General features: G+C 39.4%; 20 protein-coding genes. 9 read left to right on the forward strand and 11 right to left on the reverse strand.

Going from position 1 to position 18,378, the window contains the following annotated elements:
- Positions 1-151: 151 nt before the first annotated feature.
- Genes BLS33_RS06980 through BLS33_RS06990 form a run of 3 tightly spaced genes read right to left on the reverse strand, consistent with a single transcriptional unit; the run spans position 152 to position 2,242 of the window.
- On the reverse strand, positions 152-529 hold the full coding sequence (locus tag BLS33_RS06980) for a DUF3127 domain-containing protein (RefSeq protein WP_089886758.1): 378 nt from the start codon (positions 527-529) through the stop codon (positions 152-154).
- Positions 530-569: 40 nt separating this feature from the next.
- Positions 570-1,373 carry a hypothetical protein gene (locus BLS33_RS06985; protein ID WP_089887136.1) on the reverse strand — a complete coding sequence of 268 codons (804 nt, stop codon included), beginning with the start codon at positions 1,371-1,373 and terminating at the stop codon, positions 570-572.
- On the reverse strand, positions 1,373-2,242 hold the full coding sequence (locus BLS33_RS06990; RefSeq protein WP_089887137.1) for a flavin reductase family protein: 870 nt from the start codon (positions 2,240-2,242) through the stop codon (positions 1,373-1,375). Before BLS33_RS06990 ends, BLS33_RS06985 begins: the two co-directional genes overlap by 1 nt.
- 114 nt (positions 2,243-2,356) lie before the next feature.
- On the opposite strand from BLS33_RS06990, the gene BLS33_RS06995 reads away from it, so the two are divergent.
- Positions 2,357-3,505: a sensor histidine kinase gene (locus BLS33_RS06995; RefSeq protein ID WP_089886759.1), complete on the forward strand. Its 1,149-nt coding sequence runs from the start codon at positions 2,357-2,359 to the stop codon at positions 3,503-3,505.
- 2 nt (positions 3,506-3,507) lie between these two features.
- The gene (locus BLS33_RS07000; protein ID WP_089886760.1) at positions 3,508-3,861 is read left to right on the forward strand and encodes a hypothetical protein; all 354 of its coding nucleotides are present in this window, start codon (positions 3,508-3,510) and stop codon (positions 3,859-3,861) included.
- 56 nt (positions 3,862-3,917) lie between these two features.
- Here the strand turns inward: BLS33_RS07000 and BLS33_RS07005 are convergent, their stop codons facing one another.
- Positions 3,918-4,310, reverse strand: a complete 393-nt coding sequence (locus tag BLS33_RS07005) for an HIT family protein (protein WP_089886761.1) — start codon at positions 4,308-4,310, stop codon at positions 3,918-3,920.
- A 54-nt stretch (positions 4,311-4,364) separates the two neighbouring features.
- Positions 4,365-4,841 (reverse strand): transcription elongation factor GreA, encoded by a 477-nt coding sequence (gene greA / locus BLS33_RS07010; protein ID WP_089886762.1) that lies wholly within the window; start codon positions 4,839-4,841, stop codon positions 4,365-4,367.
- A 254-nt stretch (positions 4,842-5,095) separates the two neighbouring features.
- On the opposite strand from greA, the gene BLS33_RS07015 reads away from it, so the two are divergent.
- Entirely contained in the window at positions 5,096-5,533 is a 438-nt protein-coding gene (locus tag BLS33_RS07015; protein ID WP_089886763.1) for a Rieske (2Fe-2S) protein, read from the forward strand.
- Positions 5,534-5,535: 2 nt separating this feature from the next.
- Here BLS33_RS07015 and BLS33_RS07020 read toward each other — a convergent pair whose 3' ends face one another.
- On the reverse strand, positions 5,536-6,528 hold the full coding sequence (locus BLS33_RS07020; protein WP_089886764.1) for a Gfo/Idh/MocA family protein: 993 nt from the start codon (positions 6,526-6,528) through the stop codon (positions 5,536-5,538).
- A gap of 74 nt (positions 6,529-6,602) precedes the next feature.
- On the reverse strand, positions 6,603-7,976 hold the full coding sequence (locus tag BLS33_RS07025) for a saccharopine dehydrogenase family protein (RefSeq protein ID WP_089886765.1): 1,374 nt from the start codon (positions 7,974-7,976) through the stop codon (positions 6,603-6,605).
- An 81-nt stretch (positions 7,977-8,057) separates the two neighbouring features.
- On the opposite strand from BLS33_RS07025, the gene BLS33_RS07030 reads away from it, so the two are divergent.
- Positions 8,058-8,444, forward strand: coding sequence for a DUF423 domain-containing protein (locus BLS33_RS07030; protein ID WP_089886766.1), 387 nt, complete (start codon positions 8,058-8,060; stop codon positions 8,442-8,444).
- A gap of 88 nt (positions 8,445-8,532) precedes the next feature.
- A complete protein-coding gene (gene pckA, locus BLS33_RS07035) occupies positions 8,533-10,131 on the forward strand; it encodes a phosphoenolpyruvate carboxykinase (ATP) (protein ID WP_089886767.1) in 1,599 nt (532 codons plus the stop codon).
- Positions 10,132-10,174: 43 nt separating this feature from the next.
- Here the strand turns inward: pckA and BLS33_RS07040 are convergent, their stop codons facing one another.
- From BLS33_RS07040 to BLS33_RS07050, 3 genes are read right to left on the reverse strand one after another with little or no spacing between them, the layout of a single operon-like run.
- Positions 10,175-10,921, reverse strand: a complete 747-nt coding sequence (locus BLS33_RS07040) for a uroporphyrinogen-III synthase (RefSeq protein WP_089886768.1) — start codon at positions 10,919-10,921, stop codon at positions 10,175-10,177.
- Positions 10,922-10,926: 5 nt separating this feature from the next.
- On the reverse strand, positions 10,927-11,583 hold the full coding sequence (locus BLS33_RS07045) for a DUF4271 domain-containing protein (RefSeq protein WP_089886769.1): 657 nt from the start codon (positions 11,581-11,583) through the stop codon (positions 10,927-10,929).
- 2 nt (positions 11,584-11,585) lie between these two features.
- Positions 11,586-13,256 carry an ArnT family glycosyltransferase gene (locus tag BLS33_RS07050; protein ID WP_089886770.1) on the reverse strand — a complete coding sequence of 557 codons (1,671 nt, stop codon included), beginning with the start codon at positions 13,254-13,256 and terminating at the stop codon, positions 11,586-11,588.
- Between the two features lie 235 nt (positions 13,257-13,491).
- On the opposite strand from BLS33_RS07050, the gene BLS33_RS07055 reads away from it, so the two are divergent.
- The 3 genes from BLS33_RS07055 to BLS33_RS07065 are packed head-to-tail and all read left to right on the forward strand — an operon-like array spanning position 13,492 to position 15,988.
- Positions 13,492-14,220 (forward strand): polyprenol monophosphomannose synthase, encoded by a 729-nt coding sequence (locus BLS33_RS07055; RefSeq protein WP_089886771.1) that lies wholly within the window; start codon positions 13,492-13,494, stop codon positions 14,218-14,220.
- Between the two features lie 2 nt (positions 14,221-14,222).
- Positions 14,223-15,557, forward strand: a complete 1,335-nt coding sequence (locus BLS33_RS07060; protein ID WP_089886772.1) for a dihydroorotase — start codon at positions 14,223-14,225, stop codon at positions 15,555-15,557.
- Positions 15,554-15,988, forward strand: coding sequence for a DUF4296 domain-containing protein (locus tag BLS33_RS07065; RefSeq protein WP_089886773.1), 435 nt, complete (start codon positions 15,554-15,556; stop codon positions 15,986-15,988). Before BLS33_RS07060 ends, BLS33_RS07065 begins: the two co-directional genes overlap by 4 nt.
- Here BLS33_RS07065 and BLS33_RS07070 read toward each other — a convergent pair.
- Positions 15,969-16,976, reverse strand: a complete 1,008-nt coding sequence (locus BLS33_RS07070; protein ID WP_089886774.1) for an NAD-dependent epimerase/dehydratase family protein — start codon at positions 16,974-16,976, stop codon at positions 15,969-15,971. The two genes, BLS33_RS07065 and BLS33_RS07070, sit on opposite strands and share 20 nt — an antisense overlap.
- 103 nt (positions 16,977-17,079) lie before the next feature.
- Here BLS33_RS07070 and tyrS point away from each other — a divergent pair, with 103 nt between their 5' ends.
- Positions 17,080-18,375, forward strand: a complete 1,296-nt coding sequence (tyrS, locus tag BLS33_RS07075) for a tyrosine--tRNA ligase (protein ID WP_089886775.1) — start codon at positions 17,080-17,082, stop codon at positions 18,373-18,375.
- The last annotated feature ends 3 nt before the right edge of the window (positions 18,376-18,378 follow it).

An 18,378-nucleotide genomic window follows, 5' to 3' on the forward strand; every position in this document is an offset into this window, starting at 1 on the left:
TTGTGTTCAACATTCTTTTATGACCTTGGTGGCCGTCATGGATTTGAAGAAGTGGAATAGTGGTAAATAAAAAGACCTGTCGGATCTTGCTAACCTGACAGGTCTTTTTCCTAAATTAAAAAAGATTTTATTTGCTAACGATTCTTTTTTTTTAAAAAGGTAAATCGTCGTGATCTTCTTCGTTAAGATTGTCCGCAGGTTCGAAAGCTTCCGACGGAGGTACTGGAGGAATGCTTCCGCTAGCCGTTTCAGTTTGCAGATTTTCAATACGCCAGCCTTGAATTGAGTTGAAATATTTAGTTTCACCTTGTGGGTTGGTCCATTCCCTACCCCTTAAGTTGATGCTTATTTTTACCTGTTGGCCAACATTAAAATTATTGAGCAAGTCAGTCTTATCCTGTACAAATTCCACCATGATGTGTTGGGGGTATTGTTCCTCAGTGGTAACGACCACTTCTCTTTTACGAAATCCGTTGTTTCCGAATGTCTGTGTCTCTCCTATTGCCTTAATCTTTCCTTGTACTTCCATGTTACTATTTATTACGTTCTACTTTCTCTTTATTTGATTTTCAGACCGGAACTCCCATTAAATAAGTTCCCTGTTTTTTGCCGTTACTTTTTTTGGCCCGTCCTTTCTTCCATATGTAATTACTTGTTCCCAATCCGTCTAGCAACACATCAAGGTCTTTGAAGGTGTACATCCTCGGTAATGAGGCTTGTCCGTCCCAAGCAAAACATACCGGGATTATGGGAATTAAATAAGTAAATACAATTTGCTGCCAAGTTAAGGGTTTTACCGATGGTGTCATAAAAAGAACCATAATAATTACCACGATCAACGATATTGGCAGTAAAAGCCACCATATCAATAGTGGAATATTGTTTTCGCCCATTTCATAAATGAGCAATGGTTGTCGATTTTCTTGGGCCGAGACCAAAATATTCCGTGCTTCTTTGGGTGGCATATGGTGAAAGCTATTGACCATAGTTTTGAGTCCTGTCGGAGCGGTGGCGATGTTTGTAGCATCTACCGAAATATCATGATAACTGATAGATTCATCATTTTGAGTCTTGTATTTTTTAACCATTTCAGGATTCGGATACAAATCGGTCATTAATAGTTTTATCCCACTCAAACCATGAACTTCATGTATCATTTTAATGACGTCAGGCATCACTCCTCCTGAGCCGGATCCCACATCGACAATTTGTGATATGTTTTTATCTTTTAGAATTTCGGCGATCAAATTGGCCAATACCTCGCCTATGCCAAGTTTTCGTTGAAGTTGAACGATGAGGTTCGTCATGTAGCTACGAATATTGGTCGGAAACCAATTGAAATCTTCAAACTCGAACAGTTGTATTCTTTTCATTAGGGTAAAAGCAATTTCCATGCGGAGAGCACTTCGTTATCCTGTATAAATTCTTGGGCCTTTTTATGAATTTTTTCAATATCTGCGCTAATTTTAAGTGTCATAACTGAGGGGTGATCAGCCAAAAAATCGGCTATTTCTTGTGCGTCGGGGATTTTCGCCACGTTGCCCAATAAGCCCAGATCATTACCCGTCAGAATTTTGCTCAAACGGATATTTTCTGGTATTTGGTCGACCCCAATTCCTAAGGTCGAGAGGGGTTTTGGTACTTCGAATAACCCTTGATTGGCTCGGCTATACCAATTGCCGCCCATGCGTGCCACTTGATCTATTTTCAATTGGTCAATAGAACCATTTTCGTCGAGCACGTTACTGTTAATATGTATTTTGACGACCTGGGAGAAAATTAAATTGCCAGCACCTCCTTTATCGCCCAAGGGTTCTACTTTGGTCACTTTGCATTCGAACTGTACGGGGGATTCGCCGACACGAAAGGGCCTTACGATATCCGATGGCAACATCGTCAGTCCTGATTTGATGAACTCATTTGTTCCTTTCCCATATTCGGTACTTGTCAAAGACATTTGTTGTACCATATCGAAATTGACGATATTGATGACCACTTCCTTGGTTTTTAATACATTTTCCAAAGTGTGTTTGGTCGAATTATCCCGAACCCTTCTGGCGGGTGAGAAAATTAAAATTGGCGGGTTCGAACTAAAGACATTGAAAAAACTAAATGGCGATAAATTAGGTCTTTCCTGCTCGTCAATAGTACTTGCAAAGGCAATGGGCCTTGGGCCTACGGCACCCAAGAGGTAGCCATGCAATACGCTGGTATCTATTTCATTCGGAAGTATGGAAATCATTTTTGCCATAGCTATAAAGGTATGCAATTTGAATTTTATTTGAAATGAGTACATGCTTGTTCCAAGTACGATTTTTTATCATTTTACGTTATCTTTAATGCAAGAACACACTCGATGAATTTTAACCCTAAAGGGAAGACCTCAAATATTTTCTTATTGATAGCATCTTTTGTTATCGTTAGTCTTATTCTTTGGAATACGAACAGTTTCTTTAAAAAGTTCAAAGAAGAAGAACGGCTCAAGATGGAGATTTGGGCCACTGCGCAACTAGAGTTGTTGCAATCTTCTATTGACGACGACCCTGGGAACCTCACGATTAAGGTATTACAGAACAATACCTCTACACCTATGATTTTGGTGAATAAAGACGGTTCTACAAAGACAAATAACATGCCTGCCGAACAGGCTTCCGATAGTTTGTACATTCAAAAACGAATTATGCGATTTAAGAATGAAAATATCCCCATTTCGATAGATCAGCAAGGGGAACACTTGGCCACGTTATACTACGGAAATTCAGAGGTTTTGACCAAGCTAAAGTATTACCCAATTGCTTTGTTGCTGATTATTTTTCTTTTCGGAGCGGTCATTTTCTTCTTTTTTAAAACGAGCAAGGCTTCGGAGCAGAACAAGCTTTGGGCAGGTATGGCCAAAGAAACGGCGCACCAGATTGCCACCCCACTTTCTTCACTGTTAGGTTGGAACGAATTGCTGAAGACCGAAAAAATAAGCCCTGATATTACAAAGGAAATAGAAAAGGATATTTCACGCTTGGAAACGATAACCGAGCGTTTTTCAAAAATAGGGTCGCTACCTAAATTAGATGAATATGATATTGTCACGGAAACTAGGGAGGCCTATGACTATTTGAGGCATCGAAGTTCTAAATTAATTCATTTTTCTTTTGATTCAAAAATTGAGAACTTATCGGTTCAAATGAATAAACCCTTGTATAATTGGACTATCGAGAATCTTGTCAAAAATGGAATCGATGCAATGAAAGGAAAAGGTAGTATTTCTATAGAGATTGTTCCTGATGGTAAATATGTAAATATTCTGGTCACTGACACGGGCCATGGTATATCAAAGGGTAATTTTCAATCGATATTCAATCCTGGGGTAACTTCTAAAAAACGAGGATGGGGTTTGGGCCTAAGTCTTGTTAAAAGAATAGTGGAGGAATACCATAAAGGAAAAATAAAGGTACTTTCATCGAGTAAGGAAGGTACTATTATGCAGATTTCGCTAAAAATAAATACTTAATTATGGCAAAGGAAGAATTGGAAGTCATCAAAGAGGCTGACCTCACTAACAATTGCCCTGAATGTTTTAATCAAGATATGAAGATTACCTTCTATCAAAGGCACAAACACGGCAAATTTTTCCATCAAACAACAGATGAAATCAGCTATCAAATCAAATGCAATAAGTGTGATTCGATTATTTATCCGGTGAATTGGACGGAAGATATTGAACGTACTTTTAAGTATTATCAGAAAATGGCGACCCCCAAACGTACCACCATGCGCTTTACACTATTGTTTTATGTTTTAATGCTTTTGTTAATCGTCGTAGTTGGTGCGGGAGTCTATTTCCTTATGCAAGGAAGCCCAAAATAGTCGGCTATTTAAAATGTAGTAATAGCAGTAATTTTCGAAAATTGAGGTTGGATCAATTACTTCAGTTTAGTGCGAATTTTTTCCGCGGTCGCTTCAAACTCTTCCTTCGTAAGTGATACTTTATTTTGAAAAGTGGCATCGCCCATACCGTTCAGCGGTATTAAGTGAATATGCACATGGGGTACTTCCAAACCTATAACTGTAATTCCCACGCGCTGACAATCTACGGCATTCTCAATGGCCAACCCTACTTTACGAGAAAAGGCCATAAGACCCATATAGGTAGCTTCATCAAGGTCTAAAATTTTGTCTACTTCCTTCTTGGGAACACATAATGTGTGACCCACAGAATTGGGGTTAATATCTAAAAAAGCAAAAAACGCTTCGTCTTCGGCAATTTTGTAGCAAGGTATTTCGCCATTGATGATTCTTGTAAAGATACTTGACATAAATTTTAATATAATGGTGCCATTCGGTGTTTCAACCTCACCGGACCTGTTTTATTACCTTCTTGTGATTTCGAGAATTTCAAACTTTAAGGTGCCGTTCGGAACGGTAATCTCTGCGGAGTCTCCCACTTTCTTACCTAGCAAGCCTTTGCCGATAGGAGAATTCACAGATATCTTTCCGCTCTTTAAATCGGCTTCGCTTTCTGCGACCAAGGTATACTTCATCTCCATTCCATTCTGTTGATTCTTCAATTTCACGGTAGAAAGTACCAATACTTTGGAGGTGTCTAATTGCGATTCATCAATTAACCGCGCATTGGACAGGGTTTCCTCCATCTTTGATATTTTAAGCTCCAATAGGCCCTGTGCCTCTTTTGCGGCATCATATTCGGCATTTTCGGAAAGGTCTCCTTTATCCCGAGCCTCTCCTATAGCTTGTGAAGCTTTGGGGCGTTCCACATCTTTTAGGTAATTTAGTTCGTCTCTTAATTTTTTCAGTCCCTCTGGGGTATAATATGATACGTTACTCATGATTTTTACGTTTAAAACAATAGTCAAACAAATCCTTGCCAAGTAGTACACACCTCTTGCTGAATTGCAACATAAGTGCCCATCATTATAAGTATAAATGATTGCTCTATGTTGCGTGTGTCTAACAAGATTTCATTAATACGAAAATCCTCTGCATTGCACGTGATTTACCCGGCTTTTTAGAGAGGATTTAACGCAAATATACATAATTTTTGTTCAACTTTGTCGAACAATAGGGCAATTGAAATTACGCTATGAGACATTTTTTTGTACTACTTATATTTCTGCTGCTTCTTTCATGTAGTAGCGACCGGACTGTCAGAAACCCCTTCTTGCAAGAAATTGGGTTTCGGTTCGACCTTAACCTAAATTTACCGCTATATAGTCCTTTGACCAACGTTGGAAATGTTGTGTTTGTGGGTAGTCAAGGTGTTGGTAACCGGGGAGTGTTCGTAATCAATTCTGGCTTTGATCAATTCAGGGTATTTGAGGCAAGTTGCCCCAATCACGCCCCCAATGATTGTTCAACAATGGATTTCGATGGGCAAGTGGCGACTTGCTCTTGTGAAGACTATGAATACAGTTTGTTTACCGGTCAACAACTAAACCGCCCCGATGATGGTAATCGGTATTACGATATGCTTGAGTATCATGCGAGGGCCAGCGGAAATACCGTGATTATTTCAAATTAAATTTACAATACGCCTAAGATTTTATCCATTACCCAACTGGTATGAAGTCCTGAATTTCCTAAGGACGGATGCGGTTTTTCTCCGAGCAAATGACTTTTAATATCTTGAACGTGAAATTCTTGAATATGCTTGGGATGTTCTATCACTAGTGTTTTAACACCATCTTTATCCTCAATTTTTAAAGGATTTTCATGAAAAATAGAAAAGGAAATTTTTCCGGAACTACCGATAATTTCTACTTGATCTTTGTGTTCCCAACTTCCAAAACTCCAACTCCCTTCGCCCGTAACACCTTTCTCGTGTAACCAGCAGGCAGTTACCGCATCTTTGGCGGTATATAAATTTTGTTGGTTTAGGCTTATGCCATGAACTTGGTCAATTGTTCCAAGTAGGTAGATAAACAAATCAAGTCCATGACTGGCCAAATCATCGAAATATCCTCCTGGGGCAACCTTTGCATCGGTTCGCCAATTGTATGCTCCGCTTAAATCTTGCTCAGATGGCGGTTTACTCAACTGCCATTTGATATGTCTTATTTCCCCAATCTTCTTGGCATTAAGCCATTCTTTTATCTTGGTAAACCTAGGCAGTGAACGCCTGTAGTACGCAATAAAAAGTGGTATCTCTTTTTTATTAAAAGCAGTATAGATTTCTAGACTATCTGCATATGATGGGGCCATAGGTTTTTCTATGCAACATATTTTTCCGACCTCTGCGACTTTTAACGCGTAGTATTTATGTGAGTCAGGAGGAGTGGCAATATAGACTGCATCAACTTCAGGGTCGTTGATCAAATCATCGGCATTGGTATAAAACTTTGAAATATGATGTCTTTTTGCGTAGTCTGCAGCCTTTTCCGCATTTCGCCGCATAACGGCAATAATTTCAAATCCTTTGGTGTTTTGATAGGCGGGACCGCTTTTTACTTCGGTTACGTCTCCGCAACCAATGATACCCCAACGTGTAGTTTTGTCAATATTGTTCGTGTTTGCCATTTTTCTCTCTGTATGGAACAAAAATAGCGGTTTATTTAGAGAATATGGTGTACAGTATATTTAGAATTTAGTGCTTAACCGGCCACGGTATTCGGATTATAGCCCAGGTACGGTACGCTGTATTCGTTAAAGGTGATGTTAAAAGATTTCAATTCTTCTAGTATGGGTTCGTATACTTCACTATCAATAGGGATTTGTACTCCAGGCTTTGTGATTTTTCCATTCAAGATAAGTAGGGTCGCTATAGCCACGGGTAACCCAACGGTCTTCGCCATTGCGGTGTAGTTTCGATTTTCTCCGATTACCACCATTTTGGCATCCAATTGCTGTTTTTTACCATGAATTTCATAACCGAACTTATGGTACATCACAATCATGTCTTTGTCATCGTCACCAAGTGTCCAGCTTTCCTCCAGAATTTCTTGGAGTATCTGTGCTGGCGTACCTCGTTTTAGCGATACGGTCTTCTGGGCATCAAAAAGGTGTAACTCTAGCAATTTCCCCCACATAATATCATCTTGATCTATTTTTAAGTAATGTCGCAATTTTAATTCTACAGAATCGGTCGGGGAGTATGGTAGAAAGAGGTTGGTGAATTCGCGATATGACATGCCTTCTGAATTTTCGATGATATAACTGTCATCTGTCATGCCCAATTGCACGAACATGTTCCACGCTTTTGAAAAACCCACCCTGCGCATGGTTCCACGGTATAATGTAAGCGCATCTTGAAGTCCGTATGCCTCTCGATAATTTAAGGAGTCACGGTTGGCATAGCCCTCAAATTTGCCATAACCTTCGATTTCGAAAAATTCAGTACGACGAAATAGTTTATGATAGGGTATGTATTTGTAAGTACCCTCTTGAATAAACTGGGCGGCGCCTCCCTGACCTGCAATAACCACATTACGAGGGTTCCAGGTGAATTTATAGTTCCAAAGGTTATTATCGCTTTCGGGCGCCACTAGGCCTCCACAAAAAGATTCGAATAAAAGAATTTTTCCGCCCTGGGCGCGAATTCTATCGAGAATTTGCATAGCACTCATATGATCGATACCCGGGTCTAGGCCTATTTCGTTCATAAAAACAAGTCCTTTTTCTTTAACCTTTTTGTCCAACGCCATAAGTTCTGGACTAATGTAACTTGCCGTGACCAGATGCACTCCGAAGGTCAAACAATCTTCAGCGACTTTTAAATGGAAGCGGGCCGGAAGCATAGATACAACTATGTCGGCCTTTTCGATAACATTTCTCCGCTCATTGTTATTAAAGATATCCAAAGTAATAATGGAGCATGACGGATTCTCAGTAATCCTATCCGGCAAGTTCTCGGGATGTAAATCTGCGATGGTCAGGTGTAGCTTTTCCTCTGTCAGTTTGCCCAAAAAATAATCCAGTAGATAGGAAGTCGATTTACCTGCTCCGACCACAAGTATATTGCGCACCATTGATTTTGTTTAGTTTTACTGTGAAAATAGATACTAAGGTATCAAATTGTTACATTTATAAGAAATAAAGCACACGGTGTTATGAACAAAACAATCTTTCTTTCTGGAATCTGCTTGGGTGCATTAGCCATAATTCTGGGAGCCTTTGGTGCCCACGGTTTAGAGAAAATGGTGGATGTCGATGCCATTGGTACATTTGAGACCGGAGTGAAATACCAACTTTATCATGCACTTTTTTTAATGATCTTGGCAGGTATGAAGCAATTACCAGAAAAAAGCAAAAGAATGGTTTTCATTTTGATTATTGTTGGGACTGTATTATTCTCTTTCTCTATATATGTATTGGCAACGAATACCTTAACTGATTTTAATTTTAAGTCCATTGGATTTGTGACTCCTATCGGAGGGCTGCTTCTTATTTTTGGATGGTTGTTATTAGGCTACCGTGTGTACAGGGAACAAGTGTAATATATTCTTATTATTTATGCTGTAATAATATATTTATGATAATTTTGTATCTATAATCACCCTATATAATGAATATATCGTAAAAAAAATGAAAAAAAGCATCACACTTGCTAGCTTAGGAATTAACAATAGTGCGGTACATTATCAACTGACACCAACGGAGCTTCATAAAATTACTTTGGAGAAAAATATGGGCCAAGAAACGGTTTCCGGCGCCTTGGCCGTGAATACCGGGGAATTTACCGGAAGGTCACCGCAAGATCGTTTTATTGTTAAGGACAATGTCACCGCTGAAAAGGTTTGGTGGGGGCCTGTGAATATTCCTTTTGAGCCCGAAAAGTTTGAAAAACTTTATGAAAAGGTTATTTCATATTTAGATGGCAAGGAGCTTTTTGTACGTGATTGTTATGCCTGTGCCGATGCGAACTATCGAATGAATATTCGGGTAGTTAACGAATACCCTTGGTCGAATATGTTCGCCTATAATATGTTTATTCGGCCTACCAAGGAAGAACTTCGGAATTTTGAACCCGAATGGACTGTGATCAATGCCCCTGGGTTTACAGCAAATGCGGAAATCGATGGTACCCGCCAGCACAATTTTGCCATTTTGAATTTCACTAAAAAGATTGCGCTTATCGGCGGGACAGGGTATACGGGCGAAATTAAAAAGGGAATATTCTCTGCCTTGAATTTTATACTTCCGGTCTATAAAAAAACCTTGCCAATGCATTGTTCTTCGAATATCGGAAAAAATGGCGAAACGGCTATATTTTTCGGATTGTCGGGTACGGGAAAAACTACCTTATCCACTGACGCTTCCCGAAAATTGATAGGTGATGATGAGCATGGATGGAACAATGAGAATGCGATATTCAATTTTGAAGGAGGGTGTTATGCCAAGGTAATTAACCTGTCCGAAGAAAAGGAACCCGAGATTTTTGGGGCTATAAAGAAGGGTGCAATTCTTGAAAACGTTGTGCTTGATGAAAAGGGCAACGTTGATTTTGCAAACACTTCAATTACCCAAAATACGAGGGTCAGTTATCCTATTTATCATATTGCAAACATTCAACAACCTTCGATTGGTAATAACCCAAAGAATATCTTCTTTTTAACGGCCGATGCCTTTGGGGTAATACCCCCAATATCGAAACTCACTCCGAGTCAGGCTGCGTATCATTTTATATCGGGCTATACGGCAAAAGTGGCAGGCACAGAGGCAGGGGTAGTTGAGCCAGTGCCCTCTTTTTCTGCTTGCTTTGGTGCTCCGTTCATGCCTTTGCACCCTGCTGAGTATGCCGAAATGTTAAGTAAAAAAATGAAAGATACAGGGGTTAACGTATGGCTAGTAAATACAGGTTGGACAGGTGGACCTTATGGTGTGGGTACGCGAATGAAGTTGAAATATACGCGCGCTATGATCAATGCGGTCTTGAACGGCGATCTAGGATTATATAATTATGACGATTACCATATTCATTCCGTATTTGGTGTGGCTCAACCAAGATCTTGCCCGGGAGTACCAACAAATGTTTTAAGTCCCCGTAGCACATGGAATGATGATAAAGCGTACTATACTATGGCATTTAAATTAACAAATGCGTTCCGTAAAAATTTCAAACAATTCGAAGCCTATGCCAGTGAGGAAATTCGGCGCGGTGGGCCGCAGCGTTATGCATTTTAACGTTTCAATATAGAGGGGGAACTCTGAAACGTATTAACCTAAACTATTTCTTGTTCGCTTGGTTAATATACTTTTGCAGTGCCATGGTCATTGATGGCGTTTCGGGTGTTGGTGCCTTGATATCGATACGAAGTCCGGCTTCTTGGGCTGCATCTACGGTAGAATTTCCAAATACGGCAATACGCGTATCGTTTTGTTCAAAATCGGGGAAATTCTTCAGTAGGGATTCTATGCCCGATGGGCTAAAGAATACCAATACATCGTAATAAACGTCGCGAAGGTCGGAAAGATCACTAATTACCGTTCTATAAAAGATTCCACGCGTCCAAGAAACACCAGTTTCGTCGAGAATTTCGGGAATATCCGGTTTTAAAGCATCCGATGATGGAAGCAAGAATTTTTCATTCTTGTACTTTTTGAACATCGGCAATAAATCTTGGAAAACTCTTTTCCCTACGTAAATCTTACGTTTTCGGTAGACTACATACTTTTGTAAATAATAGGCTACGGCCTCTGATTGGCAGAAGTATTTCATGCTATCAGGAACCTTAAAGCGCATTTCTTCGGCAATTCTAAAAAAATGATCTACTGCGTTTCTGCTAGTCAGAATGATGGCCGAATAATTTTTAAGATCAATCTTCTGTTGGCGTACATTCTTGGCATCTACGGCCTCTACGTGAATAAAAGGCCTGAAATCAACTTTTACTTTCTCCTTGTCAATAAGTTTTGAATACGGAGAATTTTCCATTTTCGGTTCGGGTTGCGATACCAAAATCGTTTTTACTTTCATAAAACCTAGTCTGTTAGATAGCTTGCGATAATGATGAACGGCGCAATTTCAAGAGCGCAAAGGTACAAAATAAAATAGAAAAAGTTGTTCGCAATGAATTTTTGATGATTCTTCACTGTTGTGACCCAGCCGATTCCGTTTATTAATATAATTAAGAATGTTGCGGTATAAATCACAATTTTTGAATCCTTTGCGATATAGCAGAGTATAATATTTGCCAAAAGCATTACAATGCCGCTGTGATTTAAGTAGGAAAGTTTTTTAAAAACCAGATCGCTTATAATTTTATTCGAATTGAATATAAAGCCATTGCCTAATTGTAAGAATATTTTGGTCAGAAGAAAGAGTAATAATCCTCCAAGAATAATAGGGAATATAAAAGGGTAGGAAGTGTATTCGGGTTGAAAAAATGCACGCCATGATAAAAAAACAAAGAGCGAAAAATTGGTAATCATAAAAACGGTGAAGAAAATATGAAACCAGTTCAATAGTTTTTCCTTCTTGTTATACATGAAAATGTATTTGTTATTGAATGGCAGAATAATGAAATTCATAAATCTTGAATAGAACAGACTTTTGGCAATAACCAAGAATAATAAACTGCCAAATATGAGCATGGTCATCCAATCAGCAGTGGGGATGGCTCTTAGAATAGGCTCCATTATTACTTTAATTTGATATTTTCTCCATTGAGTCCATAGTTCAGCCCATTCTCTGAAATACCAATTCTAAAATAACCAGGATTCTTCATGTTGGGCTTTGGTAGAGTAAACGTGAAATTAGTAGTATCATTTGATTTTAAGGTCAGAATATTTTCATTGGTTGGTATGGCATCAACCGACAGTACGTCTTTCACCTGCTTATGGTCATTGAGATAGGCCAAGCCGAATTTTATTTTTTCTAGGGGAATATCGGTTCCGTAGGGGTTGAATACTTTAAAATTAATAACTTTTTTCAGGTCTAATGAAAGAGGTTCTTCTTCGGTCAAGAAACATCTCAATTTTCTAAAGGATTCAAAGTTTTCGATAAATTTCCCATGATAGACGGTTCCATTCATTCTAGTAAAAGAAGCATCTCCGCTTTTGGCACTTTTAGAAACATACATAATTTTTTTATGTTGTACCTGATACTCCGAACTGTCTATCGAGTATTGATTTCGCCTGTAATATATGTTGTTGAGCGAATATGTGGGGTTTCCCGAGTAGAAAGCATACATTGGCGCATTTCGATATGAATTTTCAAAAACTATCGGGATATCGCCTGCTTCAGCTCGTATTTCTTCGGTCCATTGTTTATTTCCATGTGTTTCGTAAAAAATAGGAAAAAGAGGTTCGTATATGAGTCCGATACGAAGGAAAAGCAAAACCACACAATTTATGATTCCCATTCGGTAAATCCATTTTCTTGTGTTGGTGTTCTCCAACATATAATTGAAAACGATTATAGCCAAAGGAATGGAGATTACGATAATCCACTGGGTCTGTACCCGGCGGTTGAAACTAGATATGAAAAAAAACAAAATTACACCGTAGGTCAGGTACAATAGCGCCTTTGTGAAAAGTGATGAAGATTTTGTTTTATAGAGTGCTTTATAGATCCATGGGAAAGTAAACCCGAAGATAGCGACGAGATTCACGAAAAAGCCCAAGGTGTATTTGTTGAAATCATAAGCCCCATTGGGTCTTTCAAAGAGGTGGTATTTTATCGAGACGAAATCATTTTCATACAGCCATAAAAAGTGTGGGATATAACACAGAAGAGCAATAATTACAGCTAACCATGCATATTTGTTTTTGAGTAATGCGAGGTTGGAAAGCAATACAAAGAAAATGACCAAAACGGCATGATACTTACTATACATTAAAGCAGCCATTACAATGCCTAAAAAAATCGCCGACAGCACTGTTGCATTGGCGATGAATTTTTTGTAAATCCACAAAAAGAGGGCGGTGAAAAACAACAAGGGTGTATCGGGCAACGTAAAGAACCCGTAGGCATTGAGCAGGGTCATGGAGAAGGTCAAAATAAAGAAATGTGGTACGTAATCGCGTTTTTTCGGATTGTCGATCATCAGCCACAGCAATACAAGCGTTCCAACGGAAAGTAGACAGCTCATAAAACGAACCCCAAGTTCCCCATCAAAAAAGTAGCTGCTCAACCGTATTAAGAAAGCCACCATTGGAGGGTGGTCGAAATAGCCCCAAGCCATTTTTTGAGCATAATGCCAATAGTAGGCTTCGTCAAAAATGAGTTCGGTGAAATAAGATTGCAACAAATTAATGGCAAAAACGGCACTCAAAAAGTATAGAAATAGTTTTGGTGATTTTAACGGCATTCTGGTTTGTTGATTTGCACTCACTTAACTCTTTTATTTACCTACAAACCCGAGATTGTCGTTTTTGAGAAAGTGCCAAGCGTGACCTTTGGCGCCAAAATTACAAATTCTATGCGTTTTAATGGATTTATAATCTAAATGCCCGCAAAAGTGACCAAAAAAAATGCTAAATCACAAAAATGTCTTCTTAGTCAAGTTTGGAAAACACTATTTTTGCTAAAATTCAAATGGATCAATGTCAGACAGTTTAGTTATAATTCCTACTTACAACGAAATTGAAAATGTCGAGGCTATTATACAAGCTGTTTTTAAACAGGAGAAGAATTTTCATGTGCTGATTGTTGACGATAATTCTCCTGATGGTACTTCATCCCAGGTAAAAAGTATGCAAAAGGACTTTCCTGATAGGCTATTTTTAGAGGTAAGAAAAGAAAAATCGGGTCTGGGAACGGCATACATTCACGGATTTAAATGGGCCATCGCGAGAAAATATGATTATATATTTGAGATGGATGCCGATTTCTCACATAATCCTGAAGATCTGCAACGGTTATATCGCGCCTGCGCCGATGGTGCCGACGTATCCGTAGGATCACGTTATAAAAAGGGCGTGAATGTAGTGGATTGGCCATTATATCGCGTTTTATTATCATATGGGGCTTCTTTTTATGTCAAAATAATTACAGGTATGCGCGTTCATGACCCTACTGCAGGTTTTGTTTGTTATAAGCGTCATGTTCTAGAGACAATTGATTTAGATTCTGTACGCTTTGTGGGTTATGCATTTCAGATTGAAATGAAGTTTAGGGCCTATCTTAAAAATTACAAGATTCAAGAAGTCTCGATTATTTTCCGTGACAGGGTAAGGGGCAAATCGAAAATGAGTTCCTCTATTGTTAGTGAGGCCATTTATGGAGTTTTTATGATGAAAATGCGTAGTCTTTTTCAGAAAAGTAAATTTTAACCATGAAGAAAACATTGATAAAAAATGCGGTGGTAGTTAATGAAGGCCGGGTATTCGAAAGTGATATTTTATTAGGTGATGGGGTCATTCTAGAATTGGATAGGCATATTATTGAACCCAATGCCCAAGTTATTGATGTGAAGGGCAAGCATGTTTTTCCTGGCGTAATAGATGACCAAGTACATTTTCGGGAACCTGGTCTCACCCACAAAGGTGATATAGTTTCTGAAAGCCGTGCAGCCATAGCTGGGGGCGTCACCTCTTTTATGGAACAGCCGAACACCATCCCCCAAACAACCACTATTAAAAAGTTGGAAGAAAAGTTCGAAAGAGCAAGGGAAACCTCTTTTGCCAACTATTCCTTTTTGTTCGGGGGTACCAATGATAATTTGGAAGAGTTAAAACGATTGGATAAAAATGCCTGTTCGGGAGTGAAATTGTTTCTGGGATCTTCAACCGGAAATATGTTGGTCGATGATGCCGATGTCATTGAAAAGATTTTCAGCAGTACTGAAATGGTGATTTCAGCACATTGTGAAGATGAGACGACCATCAAACGAAATCTTGAGAAATTCAAAATGCAGTATGGTGAAGATATTCCTATTAAATGTCATCCGCTGATTCGAAGTGCAGAAGCTTGTTACTTGTCTTCATCAAAAGCGATAGCACTTGCCAAGAAAACTGGTGCCCGACTTCATGTCTTTCATGTTTCAACAGGAAAGGAAACTGAATTATTCCGTAATGACATTCCTTTAGCGGAGAAAAAAATAACGGCAGAGGTCTGTATTCATCACCTTTGGTTCTCAGATGCCGATTACGATAGTTTGGGTACGCTCATTAAATGGAATCCGGCAGTAAAAACAGCGGAAGATAGAGGGTTGTTGTGGAGTGCGTTGCTTGATGACCGTATTGATGTAGTAGCTACCGATCATGCTCCGCACACTTGGGAAGAGAAGAATAATGTGTACACCAAAGCCCCTTCTGGTGGCCCGTTGGTACAACATGCGCTCCCTGCAATGTTGGAAAAATACCATGAAGGTGTTATATCTCTGGAAAAAATTGCCGAGAAAATGTGCCACAATCCTGCTATTCTCTTTCAAGTAAAAAAGCGGGGTTTTATAAAGGAAGGATATTACGCCGACTTGGCCGTTGTAGATTTAAATAGTCCTTGGGAAGTTGAACAAGGTAACGTGGCTTATAAGTGTGGTTGGTCGCCTTTTGAAGGTAAGACGTTTGGGTCAAAAATAACCCATACTTTTGTAAACGGGCATTTGGCCTACGATAACGGTGCGTTTTCAGTTGGTCGATTTGGCCAACGCCTAACATTCAATCGATGAGCTTAAATAAGATTGTTCTTTTGATTTCTTTAATGTTGTTTTTTTCTTGCAATGAAAAGCTCATTGATAAGCCTGAAAACCTTATTGCCAAAGAGAAGATGATCGAGGTATTAAAAGATTTGGCGATTGCCAATGCAGCTAAGAATACAAATATTGTTATTCTGCGGGAGAACGATATAGAACCGACAACCTATGTTTTTGAAAAACATGGAATAGACAGCGTTCAATTTACCCAAAGCGATACGTATTATGCTTCTTTGCCAGGTGGCGAATACGAGTCAATTTACAAAGCGGTGGAACAAAAATTGGAGAATGAATCCAAGCGTTTGGAAGAAGCGAGGCAATTGAATGATAGTTTGGCCGCGGTAAAAAAGAGTGCTGACGTTAAATCTAAGACTTCCGATAAAAAAATCAAAGATTCTCTTCCATAAACCGAGCGCAACAGAAGCTTAAGGTTTCTTCTAAAGGCGCAAACTCAAAATTCAATTCCTTTTTGATTTTTGTATTGTCATAAATATCCCGGGTTTTTAGTGACTTGATCGAATTTTTGGTAATACGCCTTGCCCTTCCTGTAAAAAAGCTAAAAAACATATCGAAAACACGCCCGATTTCAAGTTGCCAAAAGGCAAGTTTTTTAGTGGGTTTAGGCTTGCCCAAGTACTTGGTGAGCATACCCAACATATGCTCAAAGGTGACATTTTCGGCAACCGTAATGTAGCGTTGATTCATCGACGAAGAATCCATAAGCTTTGTCATAATCCGAATTAAATCCGCTATGGTTATAAAACCGGTTCCCCCTGGAGGGAAATATGCATAACCCTTGTGTGCCGTTGTAAAGAGCTTGCCACTGCCATCTTCCCAAAAGCCTGGTCCTACAATTACTCCAGGGTTGACAATTATTACGGACAGGCCTTCTTGCGAACCGCGCCAAACCTCCATTTCCGCGGCATGCTTTGTCATTGCATATACATTGGTGTCTTCTTCTGCCCATTCATTTTCTTCGGTGGCAACGTTGCCGTCCAAGCTTTTACCGATGGCACCAATAGTGCTTACATGACATAGTTTTTCAATGTTTTTGGCAAGGCACAGATTAACAATGTTAGCGGTGCCTTGTGTATTTATCTTATGTAATATGTCATAATCTTTGGGGTCGAAAGAAATTAATGCGGCGCAGTGATACACATGGGTGATGCCTTGAAACGCCGTTTCCAAGCTGGGTATGTCATTGAGGTCCGCCAAAATCCATTCTATTTTGGCAAAGAGTTCTCCAGCTTTTTGGTCATAGTATGCGAATACTTTTTCAATTCTTTTTAAGTTGCTGTTCTGTCGATATGTTGCACGCACGGTAAAGCCTGATCTGACCAATTGCAATAGTAGATGTGAACCTACTAAACCCGTACCCCCAGTTACTAAAATCATGGGGCTAATTTAGCCAAATGATATGGATAAATTCGGGTTTTCTTCAAGACAAAGCTCTTGAATTGCCTTATATTTGCAGCGATTATTTAAAGAATAAAAACCAATGGCGACAAATTTTGTAGCAGAACTAAAATGGAGGGGCATGTTGCACGATGTAATGCCCGGCACGGAAGAACATTTGTTAAAAGATATGCAATCGGCATATGTAGGCATCGATCCCACAGCTGACTCGTTGCATATTGGTCATTTGGTTGGGGTTATGATGTTGCGCCATTTTCAATTAGCCGGGCACAAACCGTATGCTTTAGTCGGCGGTGCTACGGGCATGATCGGTGATCCTTCTGGGAAATCATCGGAACGTAACCTTTTAGATGAAAAGACACTTCGACACAATCAAGATGCATTAAAGGCGCAACTGTCCCGGTTTTTAGATTTTGAATCCGATGCAGCCAATGCGGCAGTCTTGGTAAATAATTACGACTGGATGAAAGATTTTTCCTTTCTTGATTTTATTCGTGATGTTGGCAAACATATTACCGTTAATTACATGATGGCCAAAGACTCGGTTAAAAAGCGCTTGTCGGCCGAAGCCAAAGAAGGTATGTCGTTTACTGAGTTTACCTACCAATTGGTGCAAGGTTATGACTTTTTACACCTCTTTCAAGAGTACGATTGTTCTTTGCAAATGGGTGGTAGCGATCAATGGGGCAATATTACTACGGGCACAGAGCTTATTCGACGTATTGGTGGAGGAAAGGGGTATGCCTTAACCTGCCCGCTGATTACGAAAGCCGATGGCACGAAGTTCGGTAAAACTGAAAGTGGCAATGTCTGGTTAGATGCACAACGGACATCACCTTATAAATTCTATCAGTATTGGTTGAATACTTCGGATGAAGATGCCGTGAAATATATCAAAATTTTCACGTTTTTATCAAAGGAAGAAATTGATGGGCTGATACAAGAACATCAAGAAATGCCCCATCTGCGGATTGTACAAAAGCGTTTGGCCGAAGAGATTACGGTGATGGTACATTCGCAAGAAGATTTGGATAATGCCGTTCAGGCAAGTGCGATACTTTTTGGAAAATCGACTTCTGAAGATTTAAAAAAACTGGATGAAAAGACTTTTCTAGATGTATTTGACGGTGTTCCTCAAGCCGAGATTCCCATTTCTGAACTGGAAAATGGACTCGATATGATCGGGGCTTTGGCCGCGAAGACCGGTTTTCTTGGTTCTAACGGAGAGGCGCGTCGTGAATTAAAACAGAATTCAATTTCGGTGAACAAAGAAAAGGTCAAAGAAGATTATGTTATTTCAACTGCTGACCTGATCAATGATAAATTCGTGCTTTTACAACGGGGCAAAAAGAATTATTTTGTTTTGACCGCACAGTAATTA

Source organism: Kriegella aquimaris (assembly GCF_900103215.1).
Classification (GTDB): domain Bacteria; phylum Bacteroidota; class Bacteroidia; order Flavobacteriales; family Flavobacteriaceae; genus Kriegella; species Kriegella aquimaris.